This window comes from Phenylobacterium sp. 58.2.17 (assembly GCF_026411515.1).
Taxonomy (GTDB): Bacteria; Pseudomonadota; Alphaproteobacteria; order Caulobacterales; family Caulobacteraceae; genus Phenylobacterium.
Genome location: NZ_JAPMTQ010000053.1, coordinates 1 through 21685 on the forward strand (window position 1 = coordinate 1; position 21685 = coordinate 21685).

General features: G+C 69.1%; 26 protein-coding genes. 15 read left to right on the forward strand and 11 right to left on the reverse strand.

Features of this window, described 5'->3' with window-relative positions; all coding sequences use genetic code 11:
• The 3 genes from OUA97_RS20765 to OUA97_RS20775 all read right to left on the reverse strand — a co-directional run.
• Positions 1-1248: lanthionine synthetase LanC family protein (locus OUA97_RS20765; RefSeq protein WP_267233944.1), on the reverse strand; the 1248-nt coding region annotated here is incomplete at its 3' end.
• A gap of 43 nt (positions 1249-1291) precedes the next feature.
• Positions 1292-2032, reverse strand: a complete 741-nt coding sequence (locus OUA97_RS20770; protein ID WP_267233946.1) for a TylF/MycF/NovP-related O-methyltransferase — start codon at positions 2030-2032, stop codon at positions 1292-1294.
• A 50-nt stretch (positions 2033-2082) separates the two neighbouring features.
• Positions 2083-2436, reverse strand: coding sequence for a hypothetical protein (locus OUA97_RS20775; RefSeq protein WP_267233947.1), 354 nt, complete (start codon positions 2434-2436; stop codon positions 2083-2085).
• A gap of 242 nt (positions 2437-2678) precedes the next feature.
• Between OUA97_RS20775 and OUA97_RS20780 the strand changes: the two genes are divergently transcribed.
• Positions 2679-3356, forward strand: a complete 678-nt coding sequence (locus tag OUA97_RS20780; protein WP_267233948.1) for a DUF1013 domain-containing protein — start codon at positions 2679-2681, stop codon at positions 3354-3356.
• A 167-nt stretch (positions 3357-3523) separates the two neighbouring features.
• Here OUA97_RS20780 and OUA97_RS20785 read toward each other — a convergent pair whose 3' ends face one another.
• Positions 3524-3697, reverse strand: a complete 174-nt coding sequence (locus tag OUA97_RS20785) for a DUF465 domain-containing protein (RefSeq protein ID WP_267233949.1) — start codon at positions 3695-3697, stop codon at positions 3524-3526.
• Between the two features lie 132 nt (positions 3698-3829).
• Here OUA97_RS20785 and OUA97_RS20790 point away from each other — a divergent pair, with 132 nt between their 5' ends.
• Genes OUA97_RS20790 through OUA97_RS20800 form a run of 3 tightly spaced genes read left to right on the forward strand, consistent with a single transcriptional unit; the run spans position 3830 to position 5147 of the window.
• Positions 3830-4423, forward strand: coding sequence for a UbiX family flavin prenyltransferase (locus OUA97_RS20790; RefSeq protein WP_267233950.1), 594 nt, complete (start codon positions 3830-3832; stop codon positions 4421-4423).
• 4 nt (positions 4424-4427) lie between these two features.
• A complete protein-coding gene (locus tag OUA97_RS20795; RefSeq protein WP_267233951.1) occupies positions 4428-4874 on the forward strand; it encodes a TIGR02444 family protein in 447 nt (148 codons plus the stop codon).
• Positions 4875-4928: 54 nt separating this feature from the next.
• Positions 4929-5147 carry a YdcH family protein gene (locus OUA97_RS20800; protein ID WP_267233953.1) on the forward strand — a complete coding sequence of 73 codons (219 nt, stop codon included), beginning with the start codon at positions 4929-4931 and terminating at the stop codon, positions 5145-5147.
• Between the two features lie 96 nt (positions 5148-5243).
• Here OUA97_RS20800 and OUA97_RS20805 read toward each other — a convergent pair whose 3' ends face one another.
• Together OUA97_RS20805 and OUA97_RS20810 are read right to left on the reverse strand one after the other, a co-directional pair.
• Entirely contained in the window at positions 5244-5609 is a 366-nt protein-coding gene (locus tag OUA97_RS20805; protein WP_267233955.1) for a VOC family protein, read from the reverse strand.
• A gap of 80 nt (positions 5610-5689) precedes the next feature.
• Positions 5690-6418 carry a GGDEF domain-containing protein gene (locus tag OUA97_RS20810; protein WP_267233956.1) on the reverse strand — a complete coding sequence of 243 codons (729 nt, stop codon included), beginning with the start codon at positions 6416-6418 and terminating at the stop codon, positions 5690-5692.
• A 127-nt stretch (positions 6419-6545) separates the two neighbouring features.
• Between OUA97_RS20810 and purE the strand changes: the two genes are divergently transcribed.
• Both purE and OUA97_RS20820 read left to right on the forward strand, forming a co-directional pair.
• Positions 6546-7037, forward strand: coding sequence for a 5-(carboxyamino)imidazole ribonucleotide mutase (gene purE / locus OUA97_RS20815; protein ID WP_267233957.1), 492 nt, complete (start codon positions 6546-6548; stop codon positions 7035-7037).
• Positions 7038-7045: 8 nt separating this feature from the next.
• On the forward strand, positions 7046-8125 hold the full coding sequence (locus OUA97_RS20820; protein ID WP_267233958.1) for a 5-(carboxyamino)imidazole ribonucleotide synthase: 1080 nt from the start codon (positions 7046-7048) through the stop codon (positions 8123-8125).
• Positions 8126-8166: 41 nt separating this feature from the next.
• On the opposite strand, the gene motA is transcribed toward OUA97_RS20820, so the two are convergent.
• Positions 8167-9036, reverse strand: coding sequence for a flagellar motor stator protein MotA (motA, locus tag OUA97_RS20825; RefSeq protein ID WP_183776976.1), 870 nt, complete (start codon positions 9034-9036; stop codon positions 8167-8169).
• 124 nt (positions 9037-9160) lie between these two features.
• Here motA and OUA97_RS20830 point away from each other — a divergent pair, with 124 nt between their 5' ends.
• Complete coding sequence (locus OUA97_RS20830) at positions 9161-10486, forward strand: MFS transporter (RefSeq protein WP_267233961.1); 1326 nt, start codon at positions 9161-9163, stop codon at positions 10484-10486.
• Between the two features lie 7 nt (positions 10487-10493).
• Here the strand turns inward: OUA97_RS20830 and OUA97_RS20835 are convergent, their stop codons facing one another.
• Positions 10494-11774: a lytic murein transglycosylase gene (locus OUA97_RS20835; protein ID WP_267233962.1), complete on the reverse strand. Its 1281-nt coding sequence runs from the start codon at positions 11772-11774 to the stop codon at positions 10494-10496.
• 166 nt (positions 11775-11940) lie between these two features.
• Between OUA97_RS20835 and ykgO the strand changes: the two genes are divergently transcribed.
• The 4 genes from ykgO (at position 11941) to OUA97_RS20855 (ending at position 14683) form a co-directional block, all read left to right on the forward strand.
• Positions 11941-12066: a type B 50S ribosomal protein L36 gene (gene ykgO, locus OUA97_RS20840; RefSeq protein ID WP_056023006.1), complete on the forward strand. Its 126-nt coding sequence runs from the start codon at positions 11941-11943 to the stop codon at positions 12064-12066.
• Between the two features lie 10 nt (positions 12067-12076).
• Complete coding sequence (locus tag OUA97_RS20845; protein WP_267233964.1) at positions 12077-12682, forward strand: HAD family hydrolase; 606 nt, start codon at positions 12077-12079, stop codon at positions 12680-12682.
• Positions 12683-12786: 104 nt separating this feature from the next.
• A complete protein-coding gene (locus OUA97_RS20850; protein WP_267233965.1) occupies positions 12787-13995 on the forward strand; it encodes a serine hydrolase domain-containing protein in 1209 nt (402 codons plus the stop codon).
• 25 nt (positions 13996-14020) lie between these two features.
• On the forward strand, positions 14021-14683 hold the full coding sequence (locus tag OUA97_RS20855; RefSeq protein ID WP_267233966.1) for a TetR/AcrR family transcriptional regulator: 663 nt from the start codon (positions 14021-14023) through the stop codon (positions 14681-14683).
• On the opposite strand, the gene folE is transcribed toward OUA97_RS20855, so the two are convergent.
• Positions 14670-15254, reverse strand: a complete 585-nt coding sequence (folE, locus tag OUA97_RS20860) for a GTP cyclohydrolase I FolE (protein WP_267233967.1) — start codon at positions 15252-15254, stop codon at positions 14670-14672. The genes OUA97_RS20855 and folE overlap by 14 nt on opposite strands.
• Before the next feature lie 134 nt (positions 15255-15388).
• On the opposite strand from folE, the gene OUA97_RS20865 reads away from it, so the two are divergent.
• Positions 15389-15655 (forward strand): DUF2312 domain-containing protein, encoded by a 267-nt coding sequence (locus tag OUA97_RS20865; RefSeq protein ID WP_183776971.1) that lies wholly within the window; start codon positions 15389-15391, stop codon positions 15653-15655.
• Positions 15652-15954, forward strand: a complete 303-nt coding sequence (locus OUA97_RS20870; RefSeq protein WP_267233968.1) for a hypothetical protein — start codon at positions 15652-15654, stop codon at positions 15952-15954. Before OUA97_RS20865 ends, OUA97_RS20870 begins: the two co-directional genes overlap by 4 nt.
• 102 nt (positions 15955-16056) lie before the next feature.
• Here OUA97_RS20870 and OUA97_RS20875 read toward each other — a convergent pair whose 3' ends face one another.
• Positions 16057-17550, reverse strand: coding sequence for a sigma-54-dependent transcriptional regulator (locus OUA97_RS20875; RefSeq protein ID WP_267233970.1), 1494 nt, complete (start codon positions 17548-17550; stop codon positions 16057-16059).
• Positions 17551-17790: 240 nt separating this feature from the next.
• On the opposite strand from OUA97_RS20875, the gene OUA97_RS20880 reads away from it, so the two are divergent.
• Positions 17791-19998 (forward strand): tetratricopeptide repeat protein, encoded by a 2208-nt coding sequence (locus OUA97_RS20880; RefSeq protein WP_267233971.1) that lies wholly within the window; start codon positions 17791-17793, stop codon positions 19996-19998.
• Positions 19999-20001: 3 nt separating this feature from the next.
• Here the strand turns inward: OUA97_RS20880 and OUA97_RS20885 are convergent, their stop codons facing one another.
• Positions 20002-20460, reverse strand: a complete 459-nt coding sequence (locus tag OUA97_RS20885; RefSeq protein WP_267233973.1) for a MarR family winged helix-turn-helix transcriptional regulator — start codon at positions 20458-20460, stop codon at positions 20002-20004.
• Positions 20461-20578: 118 nt separating this feature from the next.
• Between OUA97_RS20885 and OUA97_RS20890 the strand changes: the two genes are divergently transcribed.
• Positions 20579-21685, forward strand: a 1107-nt coding sequence (locus OUA97_RS20890; protein ID WP_267233975.1) for an FAD-dependent monooxygenase, incomplete at its 3' end; no start/stop codon positions are given.

A 21685-nucleotide genomic window follows, 5' to 3' on the forward strand; every position in this document is an offset into this window, starting at 1 on the left:
CCCCGACTCCACCCCAGATAGGTGCTGCAGAAAACTCGCTATGCCGGCCGCGCCCTGCATGTAACCGGTCTGCGCCTGGATGAAGTCCGGACGCTCGCGGTGCTCGGCCTGTCGCCAGAACCGCCGATCGCCCTCAGTCTCGCTGGTTTCAAGGATGACCGCTGCACAGCGCCGGGCCAGGTCCAGATAGCTCGCCTCGCCGGTCCGGCGCGCCAGCAGCAGCGCGAACTCGCCGACCCCAGCGTCGCCGCAGCACTGGCCATGATTGTTCCAGAACCCGGCCGAGCGCGCCTCCGGCGCCCCGGCGCCTTCGATGCCGGCGACCAGCTGCTCGAGCGCCTGCGCCCACTGCACGTCGCCGGTGATCGCGTGAAGTTCCAGCAGCAGCCGGCCGGTCCCGGCGGGCCCGTGACAGGCGCCGAGATAGAAGATCGGCTTGCGAGTGTCCTCGTTGTGGCAGACCAGCCGGCCGCTTCCGACCGGGTGGCTGCGGCTCATCGTGTAGCGCGCGGCGGCAATCGCGGCGTCGAGATAGCGCGGCTCGCCGGTCGCCCGGTGCAGCTGCAGCAGCGCGTAGCCGACGCCGGCCCCGCCATGGGCGAAATTAGGCGCGGTGAACTGGAACGGCATGTCGGCCATCATCCGCCAACGCAGGCCGTCCGGGGTCGGCTCGGCCACTTCCAGCAACCGCTCGGCCGCGGCGACGGCCAGCGGCAGCGCTTGGTCGTCCAGTCCCTCGCGATCGGCATAGAGCAGGGTCAGGATCACGCCGGCCGAGCCGACGGACTGGTCGTAGACCTCGCGCAGGTCCGAGAATCCGGTGATGTCGGCGAAGGGCGCCGGCTCGATCCAGCCGACCCCGGCTCCCAGCGGGCGGGCGAGTTCGCGGATCTTGCGCAGGCAGAACGCGGCGCCGTCGCGATAACGCGACTCGCCGGTGATGCGCGCCAGCTCGCCAAGCACGAAGACGTAGCCGCCCCAGCCGGTGGAGGAATTGATTGAGAGATCCTCGAAGGTGGGCAATTGCGCCAGGATCTCGTCGCCGGCGGCCAGCGCCTTTTCCATCAGCTCGGCTTCGCCGGACTGGGCGTGCAATTCGAGCAGCAGCAGGATCACCCCGCCGGCGCCGTGGTAGAGACTGTAGGCGGGGCGGGCCTTGGGGTGATCGTTCGTCCGCCAGACCGCGCCGGTCCGCTGCGACTCGATGAAATTCAGCGCCTCACGCGCCGCCTGTCCGTACCCGGTCATTTCCGCCCATCCTTGTTTTGCGCAAGGCTAGCGGCGCGGCGGCCTAGAGGCCAGCGCGGAACACCCAGTGCGGCCAGACCTGTTCGGAGTGCAGCTTGCGCTTCATGACCAGCTCCTCGACAGCCTCTGTGGCGCCGATGCAGGAGGGCGTGTCGGCGTCGTCGTAGACGACGTAGCCGCCGCGGGCCATCCGTGGCCAGACCGCCTCCTGCGCGTACTTCACCCCTGAATAGATGTCGCAGTCGATGTGGGCGAGACCGAAGGTCGGCCGCTCGCGCGCGAGCGCCGGAAAGGTGTCCTGGAACAGGCCCTTTACGACCACGAGGTTGGTCAGGCCCAGAGCGTCGCGACGCTCGACCAGGGCGTCGTAGGAGCTGTCGCCGAAGTCGCCGGCCCCGTGCAGGTCGCGGGCGGAGTCGGTCTCCGGCATCCCGGCATAGGTGTCGCAGGCATAGACCTTGGCGTCCGGCGCCACGTCCCAGAGGACGCGGGCCATGAACAGGGCGTTGCCGCCACGATAGGAGCCGAACTCGATGACGTCCTTGCCGCCGAGCCCGGCATAGAAGGAGGTCAGGATCAGAAAGAGGTTCATCCGCTTGGCCTCGACCATCACCGACCAGTGGGCCGAGGCCTCGACGCCGGCCTGGTAGAGCGGATGGTGGGCGACGAGGTCGGCGACCCCGGCGTGCATCAGTCCCCAGCCGCGCTGGTAGCCGTCGTGGGCCGAGCGGCCGCGGGCGACGGTCCGCGGCGTGCCGATCTCTGGTAGAGGGATGGGGTTCATGCGCCTATAGCTACGGAGCTTTCCGCAGCTCGGCAATCGTCGTTCGGTGACTAGGCTGTGGCGGGCTGATAGCTGCGCCAGGCGCTTTCGCAGCGCTTGGCCCGCGAGGCGCGGCGCAGGTCTTCCAGCCGGGTTTCGAGCTTGGCGGACGCAGCCGGCGCGGCGGGGCCGAGCGAGGCGGGGAAGAGGTAGGCCTGAGCGGTCTCGCCCTCGCGCGCCAGCGGTTGACGGCGGGCGCCGGAGACGACCGCGCGCTCGATGAGCGCCAGCTCGGCAGCGATCTCGCGACAGGACAGGTGGCTATAGTCAGTGTGCGGCGGGCCGGCGGCCGTTCGCTGAGTATCAGTCGTCGCGCAGGCCGACAGCAAAGCCGCTGCGGCGATCGGCAGGACCGCGCCTCTCATTCCTGGAGCCCTCCCAGAAGGGTCGTTGTTACGAAGACTGTGGCATGGCCGCCGTAAATGTCTGCAGGGAACCTGCGCGCGGCGGGCGACTTCACGGAATTGCGCACGCCAGCCGCCGCCGATACCGCCGCAAACCGCGCAGGATTGTCGTTTTCTTGAGCGCGGAACGGGCCTATATGTGACGTTGCTTGATTGCACCGCCCGGCCGAAAGGCCGGGCGCCGTCATTTTGGAAAGACCGTCATGACCGAGATTCTGATGCCGAAGGCGACCGCTGTCTGGCTGGTCGACAACACCTCGCTGACCTTCGATCAGATCGCCGACTTCTGCGGCCTGCACCCGCTTGAAGTAAAGGGCATCGCTGACGGCGAAGTGGCGCGCGACATCCGCGGCGCCGACCCGATCGCCAACGGCCAGCTGTCGCGCGAGGAGCTCGACAAGGCCCAGGCCAACGACAAGTACCGCATGAAGGCGCAGAAGAGCCGGCACGCCGAGCTGCTGAAGCCGGTGAAGAAGGCGCCGCGTTACACCCCGGTGTCGCGCCGCCAGGACCGTCCGGATGCGATCGCCTGGTTCATCCGCAACCACCCGGAAGTCGCCGACAGCCAGATCGCGCGGCTGCTGGGCACCACCAAGGCGACGATCGACCAGGTCCGCAACCGCAGCCACTGGAACTCGGCCAACATCAAGCCGGTCGACCCGGTGACGCTCGGCCTGGCGACCCAGATGGAGCTGGACGCCGTGGTCAGGAAGGCGGCCGACAAGAAGGCCAAGGATGACGCCCGGCGCGGCATCGTCGATGGCCCGACCTTGGAGCCGGCCTCCGAGACCGGCGCCTTCGGCGGCTCCGCCGACCAGGACGAGCAACCGTATGCGGCCGAGCCGCCGCACTTCGAGGACGAGGACGGCGAAGAAGACTAAGGGCTCAGGAGAGGGGCGGCGCGGACCGCCCCTTTTTCAGGTTGTCCAGCGGAAGCCTCGGACACGCGCAGGCGACCCCGCCGACCGCCTCCGGGGACCCGTGGAAACGACCGGTCAGGGTCGACTGGCGTCCGTCCCCCGCCCGCACGGACGAGAAAGAGACTAGGCTAGTGCGCTTGCGCGCCCAAAGCCTCGATCTCTTCCTTGAGCTTCAGCTTCTTGAGCTTCAGTTCTCTCAACTTGGTGGCGTCTGCGGCCGGCCTATTCGTTTCCTCCTCGATCATCCGATCCAGATTCTGGTGACGGAAGCCAAGTTCACGGATACGGGCTTCGACGGCCATGACGTGTCATCTCCTTGTCGAACTACTGTCACGACGAGTGAACACCCGCTGGTCTGGCCTGTCAGATCACATATGTTTGCAGTGGGCTGGGCCGGGCCCACGCCTTGAAACCGGGCTCGGAGATACAAGGGCATGAGCACTCCTGCGCGCCTGGTGGTCGGCGTCTCGGGCGCCAGCGGCGTCGCCTACGGCCTGCGGGCGCTTGACGCCTGCCGTGAGCTCGGCGTCGAGAGCCACCTGATCTTCTCCAAGGCCGCGGCCCTGACGCTGGCGCAGGAAACTGGGCTCAGCCTGGCCGAGGTCAATGCGCGGGCCGACGTGGCGCACAAGGTGGGCGATGTCGGCGCGTCGATCTCGTCGGGGTCGTTCCCGACCCTCGGCATGATCATCGCGCCCTGCTCGGTGCGCACGATGAGCGAGATCGCCACCGGCGTGACCTCCTCGCTGCTGACCCGCGCCGCCGACGTCACCCTGAAGGAGCGCCGCCCGCTGGTGCTGATGGTGCGCGAGACGCCGCTGCACCTGGGGCACCTGCGCACCATGGTGCGGTTGGCGGAAATGGGTGCGGTGATCGCCCCGCCGCTGCCGGCGTTCTACGCCAAGCCGGCCAGTTTGGAGGAGATGGTCGACCAGTCGGTGGGGCGGGCGCTTGACCTGTTCGGCCTCTCGTGGACGCCGGTGAAGCGCTGGGGCCTGGATCTCAAGCCGTTGAGCGGGGAGGCTTAAGGCCGTGTCGCTGTGGGGATGGACGCTCGAAGCCTATGCCCGTCCGGGGGTTCCGGAAGCCTGCCTGCAGCTGCAGGACGAGCATGGGCAGAACACCTCGTATCTGCTCTGGGCCGTGTGGGCCGAAGGCGCCGACGCCGCGACCCTGCAAGCCGCGGCTACGGCGGGGCGGGGCTGGGACGAGGCGGTGCTCAAGCCGATCCGCGCGGTCCGCCGCACGCTGAAGGCCAGGTTCGACGCGGTCGGCGACGGCGCGCGCGAGGGGCTGCGCGAGGACGTAAAGGCCGCTGAGCTGCGGGCCGAACGGGTGTTGATGGAAGCCTTCGAAGCGCTGAGCGAGCATCGTCGCGGCGGGCGGCCCGCCCTGGAGGCGTTGAAAGCGGCTTCGCGCGCCTGGGGGCCGCCTGCCCCGGACGAGGCCCTGGCCCGCCTGGCGCGCGCCCTGGGCTAGGTCGTTAACCGCCGGCGTGGCATAGGAAGCCCCGTGACGTGGGGCGGCTAGCGTATGAACGACGACGACAGGAACGATCCCGAGGCGCGGCTGACCGAGCGCCTGCACCTGCTGATCCAGGAGCACGCGGACCTGGGCGTGGCGGTCGAGGCGATCGCCCAGGCGCCGGTGCCCGACATGATGGTCATCGCCCGTCTGAAGCGGAGGAAGCTGGCCCTGAAGGACGAAATCGAGCGTCTGAAGGATCAGCAGACGCCCGACATCATCGCCTAGGCCGCTCCCGCCCGCCCATCGAGGGCGGGCGTTCCTCGCGGCGATCGACAAATGGTTGTCGATCGCATCCGGCCCGCGAGCGCGAGCCGGCGCTCGTCACCCCATCTTGAAGGCGCAGAACTTGTTGCCGTCCAGGTCGCGGAAGTAAGCGCCGTAGAAAGTCGGCAGCCGCTTGCCCGGCTCACCGTCGCACGTGCCGCCCGCGGCCAGGGCCGCGGCGTGCACCTGGTCGACCACTTCCGGCGAGGGACAGGCCAGCGCGACCATCATGCCATTGCCGATGGTGGCCTTTTCGCCGTCATAGGGCTTGCAGACCGCCAGCGCCCCGGCGCCCGGCGCGCCGTAGAACTGAATGCGGTCCATGCCGAACGACCGCGCGACGCCCAGCGGCGCCAGGACGGCGTCGAAGAACGCCTTGGATTTCTCGAAATCGTTGGCGCCGACAGTGGTGTAGCCGATCATGGTGTTTCCCCTTTGGTAGCTTGCGCTGGCCGCTTCATAGCAACCTGACGCGCGCGTCACGGAAGGGAAATCGGCGGCTCTCAGCGTGAAGTAAGGCCGCGGGCCTGGCGCTTGCGGATGAACATCGCCGTGTCGGCCTCGGCGACCAGCGCCTCGGCGTCCAGTTCGGGCGAGATTTCGCGCACCCCGAACGAGATGTGGAGCGGCGCGGTCCACTCGCCGAACCGGATCGGCGCGGCTTCGATCGCCTCGGCCAGCGAGCGGGCCTTGGCCTCGGCGGTCTCGCGGTCGGCCTGCACCAGGATGACCGCGAACTCGTCGCCGCCCATCCGCCCGACCACGTCGCTGTCGCGGACGTTGGCCGCCAGCCGCTCGGCCACCGCGCAGAGGCAGGCGTCGCCGGCGGCGTGGCCATAGCGGTCGTTCACCGCCTTGAAGCCGTCGAGGTCGAAATAGACCAGGCTGGCTGGCGAGCCGTAGCGCTGGGCGAAGGTGCGGATGCGGCCCAGTTCACGCACGAAGGCGCGGCGGTTGAGCAGCGGCGTCAGGGGATCGCGATCAGCCAGCCCCTCGACCTCGGCAAGCTTGAGCTTGAGGCGCGACACCTCGCCGCGCAGATCGTCGATCTCGGTCAGCAGGGTGGTCAACGCGCTCTGCACGGCCGGCGTCAGGTCGTCTTCGCCCAATCCCAGGAACGCGGTCTTGTCGATCGGCCCGGCCGCCGCGGCGCTTGCCTGCGCGCCGGCATGGACCAGCGCCCGCTTGCGGATCGCCGAGAAGGGTTCGGTGCGCGCGCCGGTGATCTTCATGCAGCCTCTCGCCTACCTGCAGAATCGGCAGGGAACCTCAAGCGTCGAGAATCCTGAACGTCCTTGGTTGCGGGCGCAAGGCCGGCGCCTATACTCCGCGCCTTTCCGAGACATGGGGCACGTCGGAATGAGCGTAGGCAAGGCGCAGGTCGCCATCATCATGGGCAGCCGGTCGGACTGGCCGACTATGAAGGCGGCCGCCGACAGTCTCGACGCGCTGGGCGTGGCCTACGAGGCCAAGGTGGTCTCGGCCCACCGCACGCCCGACCGGATGTACGAGTTCGCCAAGGGCGCCAAGGCGGCCGGCTTCAAGGTGATCATCGCCGGGGCCGGCGGCGCGGCGCACCTGCCGGGCATGACCGCCTCGCTGACCGAGCTGCCGGTGCTGGGCGTGCCGGTGGAGTCCAAGGCGCTGAAGGGCATGGATTCACTGCTGTCGATCGTGCAGATGCCCGGCGGCATCCCGGTCGCCACCTTGGCGATCGGCGAGCCCGGCGCCAAGAACGCCGGCCTTCTTGCCGCCCAGATCCTGGCGCTCTCGGATGAGGCCCTGGCCGCGCGTCTGGCCGAGTTCCGCGCCCGCAACACCGCCGGCGTCGCTGAAACCGTCGAAGACTGAGAACACGCATGACCGCCTCTCCTCTGCCCCCCGGCTCGACGATCGGGATTCTCGGTGGAGGGCAGCTTGGCCGCATGCTGGCGTTGGCCGCCGGCCGGCTGGGCTTCGACGTCGCCATCCTGGACCCAGAGCCGAACGGCCCGGCCAGCCGCGTCTCCGCCCACACGGTCGTCGGGGCCTATGACGATCCCGAGGCGCTGGCGCAGCTCGCCAAGTTGGCCGACGTCGTCACCTATGAGTTCGAGAACGTGCCGGCGCTGGCGGTCGAACGGCTGACGCAGCTGGGCGTCCTGGTGGCGCCCGGCGCGCGCGCGCTGGCCGTCGCCCAGGACCGGGTCGAGGAGAAGACCTTCCTGAACGGGGCCGGCGCCCCGACGGTCGCGTTCGTCGCCGCCGACGACGGCGAGGCCGCCCGCGAGGCGGTCGCCGCGCTCGGCGCGCCGGCGCTGATGAAGACCCGCCGCGAGGGTTATGACGGCAAGGGGCAGATGTGGGTCGAGCACGTCGCCGACGCGCCGGCGGCGTTCGAGAAGGTCGGCGGCAAGCCGGTGATCCTGGAGGCCCCCGCCGACTTCGTGCGCGAACTGTCGGTGATCGCCGCCCGCGGCCGCGATGGCGAGATCGCCGTCTATCCGATGGCCGAGAACCATCACGAGAAGGGCGTGCTGCGCCGCTCGTTCGCCCCCGCCGAGGTCAGCAAGGAGACCGCCGGCCAGGCCGAACGGATCGCCGCCCAGGTGCTGACCGCGCTCGACTATGTCGGGGTGATCGGGATCGAGCTGTTCGAGCTCAAGGACGGCAAGCTGCTGGTCAACGAGATCGCCCCGCGGGTCCACAACACCGGCCACTGGACGATGGACGGCTGCGAGGTCGACCAGTTCGAGCAGCACATCCGCGCCGTCGCCGGCTGGCCGCTTGGCCCGACCCACGCCCACGCCAAGGTCGAGATGCTGAACCTGTTGGGCAAGGAGGCGGACGCCTGGGCCAAGCTGGCCGGCGAGCCGGAGACCCGCGTCCACCTGTATGGCAAGCGCGACGCCAAGCCGGGCCGCAAGATGGGCCACGTGAACCGGTTGAAGCCGCTGTGACTGAATTTCCCTCCCCATGAAAGGGGAGGGGAAATTTCGATCTACGCCTCGGCGGGGATCGCCGACAGGGCTTCTTCCAGCTCCAGGAAGCTCGGCTGCGCGCCCGACGGGACGCTGCCGCGGCCGATCTCGACCGAGATCTGCGCGGCGTTGCCGTGCAGGTGGGCGACCAGCACCGATTGGATGATCTTGTAGAAGGAGCCTTCCTCCTCGGTGATCTCCTTCAGGCGCGCGGCGATTGGGCCGACCAGGCCGTAGGCAAGGAACACGCCGAGGAAGGTGCCGACGAGCGCGCCGCCGATCATGCCGCCCAGCACTTCCGGCGGCTCGGTGATCGAGCCCATGGTCTTGATGACCCCGAGCACGGCCGCGACGATGCCGAGGGCGGGCAGGGCGTCGGCCAGGTTCTGCAACGCGCCGGCCGGGGCGAGCGCCTCGTGGTGGTGCTTCTCCAGCTGCTTTTCCATGGCGTCCTCGACCTGGTGCGGGTCCTCGAGGTTCATGGTCATCATCCGCAGGGTGTCGCAGATGAAGTCGATGGCGAAGTGGTCCTTCATGATCTTCGGGAAGCGCGAGAAGATCGTGCTCTCCTTCGGATTCTCGATGTGGCTTTCTAAGGCGATCACGCCCTTGGACTTCATGGTCTTGGTCAGCAGGAACAGCAGCGACAGCAGGTCGCGATAGTCGGACGCCTTCCACTTCGGGCCGGCGAACACCTTGCCGAAGCCGCCGAGCGATCCCTTGATCACGGGAACCGAGTTCGAGATCAGGAAGGCCGCGACCCCCGCGCCCCCGATCGCCATCATTTCATGGGGCAGGGCGTGCATGATCACGCCCATGTTGCCGCCCGAGATGATGTAGCTGCCGAACACCAGCGCGAAGAGCAGCACGATGCCGATGATCTGAAACATTGGAAGTGGCGTTCCCCGCGGAATTCAGCGCCGAGCATGGCCGTTAATGCTTAATGTCCGGTGTGCGGCCCCTTGTGCGCTTTGAGGTTTGCGCATCCCGACGGCACGGCTTAACAGCCCTTCCATGCCCAAGTCCGCCGAAGAGCAGGAAGGCCTGCCCAAGAAGACGTTCGCCATCATCTTCGGCGTCTCGCTGGTGACCGCGATGGGGAACACCGGGATGATCTCGGTGCTTCCGGCGATCGGACGTTCGATCGGCATTCCCGATCCGATGGTCGCCGCGATCTTCTCGCTGTCGGCGTTGCTCTGGGCGTTTTCCTCGCCATGGTGGGCCCGAGCCTCCGATCGTCACGGCCGCAAGCCGTTGATGCTGATCGGGCTTTCGGGCTTCATGTTCTCGATGATCGCCTGCGCCCTGGTGGTGCTGGCCGGGCTGCACAAGCTGGCCGCGCCGATGGTGATCTTCGTCTGTTTCCTGTTTGCACGGGCGCTGTTCGGCCTGTTCGGCGCAGCCTCCAACCCAGCAACCCAGGCCTATGTGGCCGAGCATACGCCCCCCGAGAAGCGCACGCAGTCGATGTCGAGCCTGGCTGGCGCGTTCGGCCTGGGCACGGTCATCGGGCCGTTCGTCGCGCCGCTGTTCGTGCTGCCGCTGATCGGCCTGTCGGGACCCATGTTCGGGTTCGCCCTGTTGGCGGGCGTCATGCTCTTCGTGGTCTGGAAGTTTCTGCCGGAAAGCAAGCATATGCCGGTCGCGCCGGTTAAGGCGGAGATCGCCAAGGACGCCGCCGGCGGCGACGCGACCAAGGAAAAGCCGATGTGGCGCGACCCGCGGGTCACGCCGTTCCTGATCTACGGGTTCATCGTCGCGGTCTGCCAGACCGCCCAGGGCCAGACCCTCGGCTTCCTGATCATCGACAAACTCCAACTGTCGCCGCTGCAGGCGCAGGGCTTCATCGCCATCGCCATGATGTTCGGCGCCATGGCCGGATTGCTCGCCCAGTGGGGCATCATCCGGATGTTCGAGATGACCCCGCGCCAGCTGCTGCGCTGGGGCGTGGCCGTCGCCGCGCTTGGCAATGTCATCGTCGCCTTCCAGCCTACCTATGGGGCGGTGGTGGCCGGCTACGCGATCTCCAGCCTCGGCTTCGGCCTGGCGCGGCCGGGCTTCACCGCCGGCTCGTCCCTGGCGGTCGGCATGCATGAGCAGGCGCGGGTCGCTGGCGCCATCGCCGCGGTGAACGGGGTGAACGTCGTGCTCGCCCCATTTTTCGTCTGGCTCTACGAGCGGATCGCCCCGGCGCCTTTCATCCTCTGCGGCGGGCTGATGCTGCTGATGCTGGTCTACGCCTTCCGCAATCCGCAGCTACGCAACGCCCACCCGCAGCCGGCCACGCGCGCCGACGCGGCCATGGCGACCCTGGAAAAGAGCGACGAGGGCGGCGTCTAAGCCGTCCTCAGTTCGGCAGCGCCCCGGCTTCGACGTTCAGCCGCCGCACCATCTCCATCGAGAGATAGCCGTCGGCGATCAGGCCGCGCGACTTTTGCCAGGCGCGCAGGGCGGTGCGGGTGTTCACGCCCACCACTCCGTCCGGCGAGCCGGGGTTGAAGCCCAGCTTGGCCAGGGCCGTCTGCGCCCCGATGCGGTCGCTGATCGCCAGCGGCGTCTCCACGGGCCAGGGCTTCACCAGCGGCGCGCCGCCGGCGAAGGCGTCGGCCAGCAGGCCGATGCCCAGGGCGTAGGCCGTGGAGTTGTTGTACTTGCGGATCGCAAAGTGGTTCGGGAACAGCAGGAAGATCGGACCGTCCGCGCCGGCCGGCGCGACCAGCTGTCCCGGCGCCTGCTCGGCGGCCGTCCAGGGACGTCCGTCGGCCGGCTTGACGCCCAGGCCCTCCCAATAGGCCGGCGCCTCCTTGGGCCCTTCGGTCAGGCTGTAGTCGAAGCCGGCCGGCAGGGTCACTTCCCGCGCCCAGGCCTGGCCGCGGACCCAGCCGCCCTTGGCCAGCAGGTTGGCGGCCGAGGCCAGGGCGTCGTTCGGCGAGCCCCAGATGTCGCGCTTGCCGTCGCCGTCGCCGTCGACGGCGGTCGAGATGTAGTTCGAGGGCAGGAACTGGGTCTGGCCCATGGCTCCCGCCCACGACCCCTTCAGCTGGGCGCGGCCGGCCTCGCCCGACTGGATGATCTTCAGGGTGGCGATCAGCTCGCCTTCGGCCCAGGCGCGGCGGCGGCCGTGATAGGCCAGGCTGGACATCGACCGGACGACGTCGAAGTCGCCCTGCACTGCGCCGAACGCGCTCTCCATGGCCCAGACGGCGATCAGGATGTCGCGCGGGACGCCGAAACGTTGTTCGACCTCGGGCCAGAACGGCAGGTCGTTGCGATAGCGCTGGCCGCGGGCGATGCGGTCGGCGCTGATGACGCCGTTCACATAGGCGCCGATGGGCTTGGAGAATTCCGGCTGGGCCGAGTCCAGGCTGATCACGCGCGGGTTGGGCGTCAGTCCGGCCATCTCGCGGTCGACCAGCGCCCCGGGCAGGCCGGCGGCGACCGCGCGGCCGCGGAAGGCGCTGCGCCAGGCGTCATAGTCGGCGTCGCCTGAGACGGCGGGCGCGACCGGAGCCGTTGCGGCAGGGGGCGGGGCGGGCGTCGGGACCGGCGGCGGCATGTGCGTCGGCGGCGGCGGGGCGGGACCGGCGCAGCCGGCGAGGAACAAGACGAGAAGCAGACGACGGTCCATAAGGAGCAGCCTAGCCGTGCCCCGGCCAGGCCTCAATCACAAGGCCGCGAGGGCGCTGCGACCATGTCGGCGCGGCTGCAGCGTTGACTCTTCGGGCCCCGGCCCGTATACGCGCCCGCTCTGTAGATAACCCGCCGGACCCGGTCCGGAGCCTTGAGATAGGTCCATGAAGGTCAGAAGCTCGCTTAAGTCGCTCAAGACTCGCCACCGCGACTGCAAGCTCGTGCGTCGCAAGGGCGTGGTCTACGTCATCAACAAAACCGACCCGCGCTTTAAAGCCAAGCAAGGCTGAGGCGACGAGGATGGCTCCCAGGGCCGTCCTCTGGGACATCGGTAATGTGATCGTGCGCTGGAATCCGCGCACGCTTTACCAAGAGTACTTCAAGGAACCGGCCGAATGCGACCGGTTCCTTTCTCATGTCTGCAACATGGCCTGGCATGTCGCCCACGACCTCGGGGTGACGTTCGAGGACAACCGCGCGCCGCTCCTGGCGCAGTTTCCCGAGTACGCCGACGCCATCCACGCCTGGGAGACCCGGTGGTGGGACATGTTCTCGGGCCCGATTCCCGAGACCGAGGCGGCCATCGAAGCCCTGCACGCCGCCGGGGTGCCGCAGTACGGCGTGACCAACATGTCGCACGAGACTTTCCCGGGAACGGTGGCGATGAGCCCGGCCTTCCAGCGGCTCGCCGACTATGTGGTCTCGGCCCATGTGAAGCTGATCAAGCCCGACCCGCGCTTCTACGCCCAGGCGTGCGAGCAGTTCGGGCTGGCCCCGGCCGACGTTCTCTTCTTCGACGACTCGGCGGCCAACATCGCCAGCGCCCGCGAGTTCGGCTTCGACGTTCATCACTTCACCGACCCGGCCGCGATACGTCCAGCCCTGGAAGCCCGCGGGCTGCTCTAGCCGCACGAGACGTCCGACGACGCCCTATTGCCAAATATACGAATGTTAGTTCACATTTGTATCAAGCGGGGCCAGCAGGGCCTCCATGGCGAACGGGGAAGGCGATGAGCAGGAAGATTGCGGCGGGCGCGATGGCGCTGGCCTTGATGGCGGCCGGCGGGGCCGGGGCGCAGGAGCGTGTCGGGGTGCGGGGAACCTGGGGCGAGCCGGCCAATGCGCCCGGCGCCTTCCACAACATGGAGGAGCTGTTCCCCTCGCGGCGGATCGCGCCGCCGGCCGCGGCCCTGCCGCTGAAGGAGCCGACCGCGCCGCTGGCCTTCACCTACACCTACAAGGGCAAGACCAAGACCCTGGAGGACTTCGCCGCCGACACCCGCACCAGCGGCCTGCTGATCCTGCGCGGCGACCAGATCCTGCACGAGCGCTATTACATGGGCGCCTCGCCCGACAGCCGCTTCATCTCGTTCTCGGTGGGCAAGTCGTTCGTCTCGACCCTGATCGGCATCGCGCTGGCCGAGGGCAAGATCCGCAGCCTCGACGACCGCATGATCGACTACCTGCCGGACCTCAAGGGCGGGGCCTACGAGAAGACCACGATCAAGGACGTTCTGGAGATGTCGTCCGGCACCGAGTTCGAGGAGGAGTACACCGACGCCAAGTCGGGGATCGCCGGCTTCCTCGGGCGCTTCGACGCCAACCAGGGAGGCCTCTACGACTATTCGCGCCAGTTCAAGTCGGTCCGCGCCCCAGGGGCGAAGTTCAACTACGCCAGCGCCGACACCGAGATCCTCGGCGCCCTGCTGGCCAAGGCCACCGGCGTGCGTCCGGCCGACTACATGACCGAGAAGCTCTGGAAGCCGATGGGCGCCGAAGCCGAGGCGCGCTGGATCCTCGACCAGCCGGGCGACGCCGGCCGCGAGGTCGCCGCCGGCGGCCTGATGATCCGCCTGCGCGACTACGCCCGCTTCGGCTATCTGGCCGCGCACGACGGCGTGGCCGGCGGCCGCCAGGTGCTGCCCAAGGGCTGGATCGCGCTCGCCACTCAACCGCAGAGTCCGCAGGTGCAGTACGGCAAGCTGGGCGACGGGCCGCTGGGCTACGGCTACCAGTGGTGGCTTATCCCGGGCGCCGACCGCGCCTTCACCGGCGAGGGCATCTATGGCCAGTTCCTGATGGTCAATCCGCAGCTCGACCTGGTGGTGGTCAAGACCAGCGCCTGGACCGCGGCCTGGGACGATCCGATGGCGCTGGAGACCTTCGCGATGTTCGAGGCGCTGGGCGCCAGCCTGCGGGCCCAGTCCCAGGCGCATTGAGCCGCAGCATGCTAGGAGAGGGGCGATGAGCGCGACTCTCACCCCTCGGAAGCTGCCCACCCAGGCGCGGGCCAAGGCCCGTATCCAGCGGGTGCTGGACGCCACCCAGGCGATCCTCAACCGCGACGGGCCGGCCGCCCTCACCACCCCGGCGATCGCCGCGGAGTCGGGGGTCTCGGTCGGCTCGATCTACCAGTACTTCCCGAACAAGGAGGCCATCGTCCTGGCGCTCTACGAGGCGCGGCTGGCCGAGATTCGCGGCGAGGCGGCCTCGGCCCAGGACGACGGCGAAACCGACTGGCGGGTTTTCTTCCGGCGCTGGATCGGCCAGATCAAGGCGCGCGAGGAGACCGTCGGCTACGGCCTGTCGATGAGCGCGGCCTTCGAGCACTTCCCGCTGCTGGCCGATGTCGAGCCGATGCACGCCCAGGCGTTGGCCGACGGCGTCGTGGCCCAGCTCAAGCGCTTCGGCTCCACCTGGCCGGACGAGGCGCTCTTCGACCTGGCGATCTACGCCTACTATCTGGACTCGGTGACCTGGCGGTACTGGACCGTCGCCCAGGCGCGGTTGCCGCAGGGCGTCGAGCGGCTGATCGAGACCGTCATCGCGCTGCTGGCGCCAGCGCTGGAAGGCGGCGCGCCGCCGCCGCCGCCCTATGCGCCGCGCCGCGCGTTCAGCCGTTCCTGACGAATTCGAGGAATTCCTGACGCGTCCGCGGATCGTCGCGGATCACCCCGGTCAGGCTGCTGGTGGTCAGCCGCGAGCCGGGGGTGTTGACCCCGCGCATGGTCATGCAGCTGTGCTCGGAGACGATCACCACCCCGACGCCCTTGGGCTGCAGGATGTCGTGGATCGCGCCGGCGATCTCGGAGGTCAGCTTCTCCTGGATCTGCAGCCGGCGGGCGAAGCCGTGCACCACGCGCGCCAGCTTGGAGATCCCGACCACCCGGTCGGACGGCAGATAGCCGACATGCGCCTTGCCCAGGAAAGGCAGCATGTGATGCTCGCAGAAGCTGACCACCCGGATGTCGCGCAACACCACCAGCTCGTCATAGCCGGCGACCTCCTCGAAGGTGCGCTCCAGATACTCCCGCGGATCGCTCTCGTAGCCGGAAAACAGCTCCTCGTAGGCGCGGACCACACGGCCGGGGGTGTCGAGCAGGCCCTCGCGGTCGGGGTCGTCGCCGGCCCACTCGATCAGGGTCCGGACCGCGGCCTCGGCGTCGCTGCGGCTTGGACGGGTGCGTGATTGGGCCATGGCGAAAACTCCGCGTCGATCCGTCTCAACGGCCAGTCAAGGCGAAGGTTCAGCAGGGCGGATGACAGGGGCCGGTCTCGCCGCTAGTTTCCGCCGCCTTTCCGCAACCCTCGAGCTGTGAGACGCTTAAGCCCATGTCCGACGACAATTCCCACGGCGACATCCTGAACCAGGCCGCCCAGGGCCAGCTCAAGAGCATCATCGAGCGCATCGAGCGCCTCGAGCAGGAGAAGACCGAAATCGCCGAGCAGATCAAAGAGGTCTTCGCCGAGGCCAAGGGCAACGGCTTCGACGTCAAGGTGCTGCGCAAGGTGGTCCGCATCCGTAAGCAGGACCGCGCCAAGCGGCTGGAGGAAGAAGCGATCCTCGACCTCTACCTTTCCGCCATCGGAGAGATTTGAAGCGGTCCCCGCCAGATCGGAAGGCGCAGGCCAAGCGGGCCGCGCTGAGCGCCCTGAAGCGCGTTCGCCGCCAGGCTGAGCGCGCCCAGGTCGAGCTTTCCGACTGGGAGGGGGAGTTCCTCGGCTCGGTCGAGGACCGCGTGAAGACCTATGGCCGCGCCTTCGGCGACCCTGAAAAGGGCGGCGCGGGCGAGGCGCTCTCGGTCATGCAGGCGGTGAAGCTCAAGGAGATCGCCGCCAAGGCGAAGGGCGAGAAGAAGCCCTTCCGGCGGCGACCCAAGCCGTATTCGGAAGATTGATCTGACAAAATCCGCTCAGCCCCGCGGAGGCGGGGATGCATGCGGAGCGTCCGCTGCTAAGGCGGCTTGGGGCACCGCCTTCGCGGGGACAAGCGGCGTATTCTAAGCCACCGCGCTGGCGTTTTCCTCGCCGCCGGCGCCTTTCACCGCGTCCTCCAGCCCCTGCTCGCGGACCTTGCGGTAGAGGGTAGAGCGGCCGATGCCCAGGCGGCGGGCGACCTCGCTCATGTGGCCGGCGTAGATCTCGATGGCCAGCGCGATCAGGTCGCGCTCGATCTCTTCCAGCGTGCGCAGGTGGCCGCGGTGGTCGAGGATGCGCACGGGCGCGTCGGCCGGCATCTCGGCGACCAGCTGCTCGGCGGTCGGCAGGCTGACCGGCCGCTGGCTGGCGACCGGCTCGACGGCTTCCGGCGGCGGCGCGGCGACGCCCGAGATGGCCGGGAAGTCGAACGGCTGCAGATAGGGCGCGTCGGCCAGCACGATGGCGCGATAGACCGCGTTCTCCAGCTGGCGCACGTTGCCGGGCCAGTCGTAGCCCGTCAGGAAGGCCAGGGTCTCGGCCGAGGCGCCGACCACGGTCTTGCCCTCCTCGACGTTGAAGCGGCGGATGAAGTGGTCGACCAGGGCCGGGATGTCCTCGCGCCGCTCGCGCAGGGCCGGGGCCTCGATCGGGAACACGTTGAGGCGATAGAACAGGTCCTCGCGGAACAGGCCTTCCTTCACCGCCTGGGCGGGGTCGCGGTTGGTCGCCGAGACGATCCGCACGTCGACCTTGATCGAACGCTTGGAGCCGATCGGGTCGATCTCGCTCTCCTGCAGGGCGCGCAGCAGCTTGACCTGCATGTCCAGCGGCAGCTCGCCGACCTCGTCGAGGAACAGGGTGCCGCCGTTGGCTTCCTGGAACTTGCCCAGGTGCTTGTCGGTCGCGCCGGTGAAGCTGCCCTTCTCATGGCCGAACAGGATGCTCTCGACCAGGTTGTCGGGCAGGGCGCCGCAGTTGACCGCGACGAACGGCTTGCCGGCGCGGTCGGACGAGCCGTGCACCGCACGGGCGATGACTTCCTTGCCGACGCCGCTTTCGCCGGTGATCAGGATCGGGATCGAGGACTTGGCCGCCCGCTCGCCCATGCGCTTGACCATGGTCATGGCCGGCGAGTTTCCGACCATGTCGGCGAAGCTGGTGCGGCCGGTGGCGTGCTTTTTCAGCCGGTCGACCTCGCCCTTCAGGGCGCCCATCGACAGTGCGTTGCGGATCGAGACGATGATCCGCTCGGGGCTCGCCGGCTTGATGAAGAAGTCGCTGGCCCCGGCCTGCATGGCCTGGACGACGGTGTCGATGCCGCCGGTGGCGGTCAGCACGATCACCGGCTGGGCGAAGTTGCGCGCGCGCATCTCCTTCAGAGTGTCCTGGCCGCTCATGCCGGGCATGACGAGGTCGAGCAGGACGATGTCCGTCGGGGCGCCGGACTGCAGGCGCGCGATCGCCGCATCGCCGTTCTCGGCGTGGGCCACGGCGAAGCCTTCGCGTTCCAGCACGGCCTGGATCAGCCGGCGCTGGGTCGGGTCGTCATCGACGACGAGGACCGTCTTGGTCATTTGAAACACCCACACCTGGAATCGGACGCTCGTTTCGCCGATGGCTTGGTCGAACGAGGCTCTTGTTGGTCCGGATTGATACATGGGCGGGGTAAAGGCGGGGTTTCGGAGTCCTGAGTCGGGGGTTAACGGCCCGTCGGCCAAGCGCCAGCTCTCGACTTCCGAATAACCTCGTTCTGTGTTCAGCTTCGCTTGGGACTCGTCTGACGCGTACTCGTGAGTGGGTAGGAGTGGGCTGAGTTGAACCTTCGGCGCTTCCTGAACGAACTGAAGACGCGCAACGTCGTCCGCGTGGCCGGCGTCTATACGGTCACCGCCTGGGGCGTGTTCCAGGTCGCCAAGACGGTTTTCGAAACCCTCGAACTGCCCAAGTGGCTGTCGGTCGCCACCCTGATGCTGCTCGCCGTCGGCCTGCCGCTGACCCTGCTGGCGACCTGGGCGTTCGAACTGGCGCCCGACGGCACGCTCCGCCGCACCCGGATGGTCGGCGACGACGCCCCCAAGCGAATGGACTGGATGGACTGGACCGCGCTGGCGGCGATCGGCGCGGGCGTGGTGATCTTTGTTGCCAGCGCCGTCGGACTGGCCGGCTCGCTGCGCGGCGATGGGCCCGGCCTGGCGGGCGCGCCCAGCAAGTCGGTGGCCGTGCTGCCGTTCGCCAACTTCAGCGCGGCCAAGGATTCAGAATACTTCGCCGACGGCCTGACCGAGGAGGTCACCAACAGCCTGGCCCAGGTGCCGGACCTGAAGGTCGCTGGCCGCACCTCGGCCTTCTACTTCAAGGGCAAGAACGAGGACGTCCGCGAGATCGGCAAGAAGCTCAACGTCGCCCATGTGGTCGAGGGCAGCGTGCGGCGCTCCGGCGACCGGCTGCGGGTCACCTGCCAGCTGGTCAGCGTCAAGAACGGCTTCCACCTGTGGTCGGAGACCTACGACCGGCCGATGAACGACGCCTTCGCGATCCAGAGCGAGATCGCCGACGGCGTGGCGACCGCGCTCAAGGCCGAGCTGCGCGCCGGCGGCGGCGAGGCGGCGAGCGCGCGTCAGGCGCAGCGCGACCCGGAAGCCTACCGCCTGGAGGTCGTCGCCAAGGGCCAGCTGCGGCGACGCGGCAAGGATCACGTGATGGCGGCGCAGGCGATCTATCGCCGGCTGATCGAGATGGAGCCGGATAACGCCGAGGTCCGCGCGGCCTACGCCTACGCCACCGCCTATCTGGCCCAGAACCACCTGGAGGGCGACTTCACGCCGGCCGTGCGCAGCGCCGAGGCTCAGATCGGCAAGGCGCTGGAGCTCGACCCCCAGTCGTCGACCGCCTACATCGCCAAGGGCATGGTCGCGGCGATCCGCTTCATCCGCGAGGGTTCGGCCCAGGCCGAAGTCGATGCGGAGGCCGCCTACAAGCGCGCCGCCGACCTGGCGCCGCGCGATCCCGAGGCGCTGAGCCTCTATGGCGACTACATTGCGGCGCGGCGCCCGCAGGAGGCGGTGACCTATCTGCGTCGGGCGCTGGAGATCGACCCGCTCGACCGCATCGCCAACAACGCCCTGGCCGGATCGCTGGCGGCGACCGGGCGCCTGGACGAGGCCGAGCAGCGGCTGCGCGCCAATATCGAACTGTTCCCGGAGTTCGTCGATTCCAAGGAACAGCTCGGCGACGTGCTGATCGAGCAGGGCCGCCTGGACCAGGCGGTGATCTGGTACCGCATGGCCGCCGCGCCCCAGACCGACCCGTCGTCGTCGATCCAGCTCGCCAACCTCTACTACAATCTCGGCCTGCCGGCCGAGGCGGACGGGGCGCTGGCGCCGTGGACGGGCCACCCGGTGGTAGGGCCCGTGGCCCAGGCCGTGCGCCTGATCGTCGCCGGCGACTTCGAGGGCTTGGCGGCCCTGTCGCACGCCAAGTTGGCCGAACCGGAGGCCGATCCGCTCTGGCGCAGCGGGCTGGCGCTCGCGTCCTCGCAGCTGGGCCAGTACGATCAGGCGCGGGCGCAGTGGCTGGTGATGTCGCCCGAGCTGTTCACCCCGTCGCCCAAGGTCTCCACGCGGCTGGCCAACGAGGCGGTGGACGCGGCCTTCGTGATCGACCGGACTGGCGACAAGGGGCAGGCCCGCCGTGTGCTCCTGGCCATGCTTGCCGCCACCGAGCCCAAGCCCGGCCTGCGCCAGCCCAATGCGCGGCGGATCGCCCGGGTGAAGGCCTATGTGATGCTGGACGATCGCGATCGGGCCCTGGCCGAACTGCGCGCCGCCATCGATAGCGGCTATCGCTCGATCTACGACCTGGACCTGTTCACCCGGCTGGACGCCTATCCGATGATGGCCCCGATCCGCTCCGACCCGCGCTTCCGCGCGATGATCCGCGAGGTCGAGGCCGACAACCGGCAGATGCGCGCGGCCCTGCAATCCAACGCCCCGCCGGCCGGACCGCCGCCGCAGCGCTCGTGACCGCTAGGTGCGGATGCGCTCGAGCAGCGCGCGCAGGACGGCGATCTCCTCGGGGCTGAAACCCTGCGTCAGGTCGCGGTCGTGTTCGCGCACCAGCCGCATGATCTGCGGCAGCCGCGCGCGGCCCTGGTCGGTCAAATGCAGCGCCTGCGCGCGGCGGTCTCCGGGCGCGGGCCGCCGCTCGATAAGGTCCTGGGCGGCCAGGGCGTCGACGATCGCCAGCGCGCCGGATCGCGCAATCCCCATGAGCGCGGCCAGCCGTGTCTGCTTGAGCCCCGGATTGGCCTCGATCAGCACCAGGGCCGAGAAACGCTGGGTGGTGATCCCCTCGGGGCCGAGGCGAGCGTCGAAGGCCTCGGTCATCCGGATCTGCGCCCGGCGCAGCGCGTAGCCGGTCAGCTCGTCCAGCACGCCGTAGTCGACGCCCGGCCGCCGCGGTTCGAACCGTCCGTCCTGGCTCATCGCTTCGACCTCATCGCATCGGTCTCCCCACGCGCGTTCATCGCCCGTCGCGCGGCGCCGTTGAAGTCCAAAACCATATTGTTATTGTGCATAACAAATCGCGCCAGGGAGGGTGACGATGAAGGTGATCGTGGCCGGTGCGGGCATCGGCGGCCTGGCCGCGGCCCTGGCGCTGCACGCCGCCGGGGCCGAGGTCGTCGTCTACGAGGCCGCGCCGCAGGTTCTGCCGCTGGGCGTCGGGATCAACCTGCTGCCGCACGCCGGCGAGGTGCTGGCCGAACTCGGCCTGATGGACCAGCTGACCGCCCTGGGCGTGGCGACGCGCGAACTGGTCTATTTCAACCGGCTGGGACAGCGCATCTGGGGCGAGCCGCGCGGCCGCTTCGCCGGCCACGCGACGCCGCAGCTCTCGCTGCCGCGCGGCGCGCTGCAGTCGACGCTGCTCGCGGCGGCGCGGGCGCGGCTGGGCGCCGAACGGATCGTCTGCGACCGGCGCCTGGCGCGGTTCACCCAGGGCGACGGCGCGATGAGCGTGACTTTCATCTCGGCCTCGGGCGAGGCGTTCGAGGTGCAGGGCGACATCCTCGTCGCCGCCGACGGCATCCATTCCGCCGCCCGCGCGGCGCTGTTCCCGGGCGAGGGGCCGCCCGTCTATTCGGGCCGCACGCTGTGGCGCGCCACCACCCTGGCCGCGCCCTTCCTGAGCGGCGCCAGCATGATCATGGCCGGCTGGCAGGATCAGAAGTTCGTCGCCTATCCGATTGGGCTGGTCCAGCCCGACGGCTGCCAGCTGATCAACTGGATCGCCGAGCTCAGCCTGCCCGCGCGCCTGCGCCGTGAAGACTGGAACCGCCGCGGGGTGCTCGCCGACTTCCTGCCGCGCTTTGCGGACTGGCGGTTCGACTGGCTGGACGTGCCCGGCCTGATCACCGGTGCGCATGAGGTCTACGAATACCCGATGGTCGACCGCGATCCGTTGCCGCGCTGGACGCATGGCGCGATGACCCTGCTCGGCGATGCGGCCCATCCGATGTATCCGATCGGCTCGAACGGAGCGAGCCAGGCGATCCTGGACGCCCGCGCCCTGGCTCTTGCGCTCGCCGGAGCCGACGACCCTGAGAGCGGCCTGGCCGCCTACGAGCGGGCGCGGGGGGGGGGGGGGGGGGCGCGCGCCCCCCCCCCCCCCCCCCCCCCCCCCCCCCCCCCCCCCCCCCCCCCCCCCCCC

Coding starts and splice junctions, on each gene's coding strand:
- OUA97_RS20865 (WP_183776971.1), top strand. CDS start 15,389: ATGTCCGACGACAATTCCCACGGCGACATCCTGAACCAGGCCGCCCAG.
- OUA97_RS20845 (WP_267233964.1), top strand. CDS start 12,077: ATGGCTCCCAGGGCCGTCCTCTGGGACATCGGTAATGTGATCGTGCGC.
- OUA97_RS20885 (WP_267233973.1), bottom strand. CDS start 20,460: ATGAGCCAGGACGGACGGTTCGAACCGCGGCGGCCGGGCGTCGACTAC.
- OUA97_RS20850 (WP_267233965.1), top strand. CDS start 12,787: ATGAGCAGGAAGATTGCGGCGGGCGCGATGGCGCTGGCCTTGATGGCG.
- OUA97_RS20820 (WP_267233958.1), top strand. CDS start 7,046: ATGACCGCCTCTCCTCTGCCCCCCGGCTCGACGATCGGGATTCTCGGT.
- ykgO (WP_056023006.1), top strand. CDS start 11,941: ATGAAGGTCAGAAGCTCGCTTAAGTCGCTCAAGACTCGCCACCGCGAC.
- OUA97_RS20775 (WP_267233947.1), bottom strand. CDS start 2,436: ATGAGAGGCGCGGTCCTGCCGATCGCCGCAGCGGCTTTGCTGTCGGCC.
- OUA97_RS20805 (WP_267233955.1), bottom strand. CDS start 5,609: ATGATCGGCTACACCACTGTCGGCGCCAACGATTTCGAGAAATCCAAG.
- OUA97_RS20830 (WP_267233961.1), top strand. CDS start 9,161: ATGCCCAAGTCCGCCGAAGAGCAGGAAGGCCTGCCCAAGAAGACGTTC.
- OUA97_RS20780 (WP_267233948.1), top strand. CDS start 2,679: ATGACCGAGATTCTGATGCCGAAGGCGACCGCTGTCTGGCTGGTCGAC.
- purE (WP_267233957.1), top strand. CDS start 6,546: ATGAGCGTAGGCAAGGCGCAGGTCGCCATCATCATGGGCAGCCGGTCG.
- motA (WP_183776976.1), bottom strand. CDS start 9,036: ATGTTTCAGATCATCGGCATCGTGCTGCTCTTCGCGCTGGTGTTCGGC.
- OUA97_RS20810 (WP_267233956.1), bottom strand. CDS start 6,418: ATGAAGATCACCGGCGCGCGCACCGAACCCTTCTCGGCGATCCGCAAG.
- OUA97_RS20785 (WP_267233949.1), bottom strand. CDS start 3,697: ATGGCCGTCGAAGCCCGTATCCGTGAACTTGGCTTCCGTCACCAGAAT.
- OUA97_RS20835 (WP_267233962.1), bottom strand. CDS start 11,774: ATGGACCGTCGTCTGCTTCTCGTCTTGTTCCTCGCCGGCTGCGCCGGT.
- OUA97_RS20875 (WP_267233970.1), bottom strand. CDS start 17,550: ATGACCAAGACGGTCCTCGTCGTCGATGACGACCCGACCCAGCGCCGG.
- OUA97_RS20790 (WP_267233950.1), top strand. CDS start 3,830: ATGAGCACTCCTGCGCGCCTGGTGGTCGGCGTCTCGGGCGCCAGCGGC.
- OUA97_RS20770 (WP_267233946.1), bottom strand. CDS start 2,032: ATGAACCCCATCCCTCTACCAGAGATCGGCACGCCGCGGACCGTCGCC.
- OUA97_RS20855 (WP_267233966.1), top strand. CDS start 14,021: ATGAGCGCGACTCTCACCCCTCGGAAGCTGCCCACCCAGGCGCGGGCC.
- OUA97_RS20800 (WP_267233953.1), top strand. CDS start 4,929: ATGAACGACGACGACAGGAACGATCCCGAGGCGCGGCTGACCGAGCGC.
- folE (WP_267233967.1), bottom strand. CDS start 15,254: ATGGCCCAATCACGCACCCGTCCAAGCCGCAGCGACGCCGAGGCCGCG.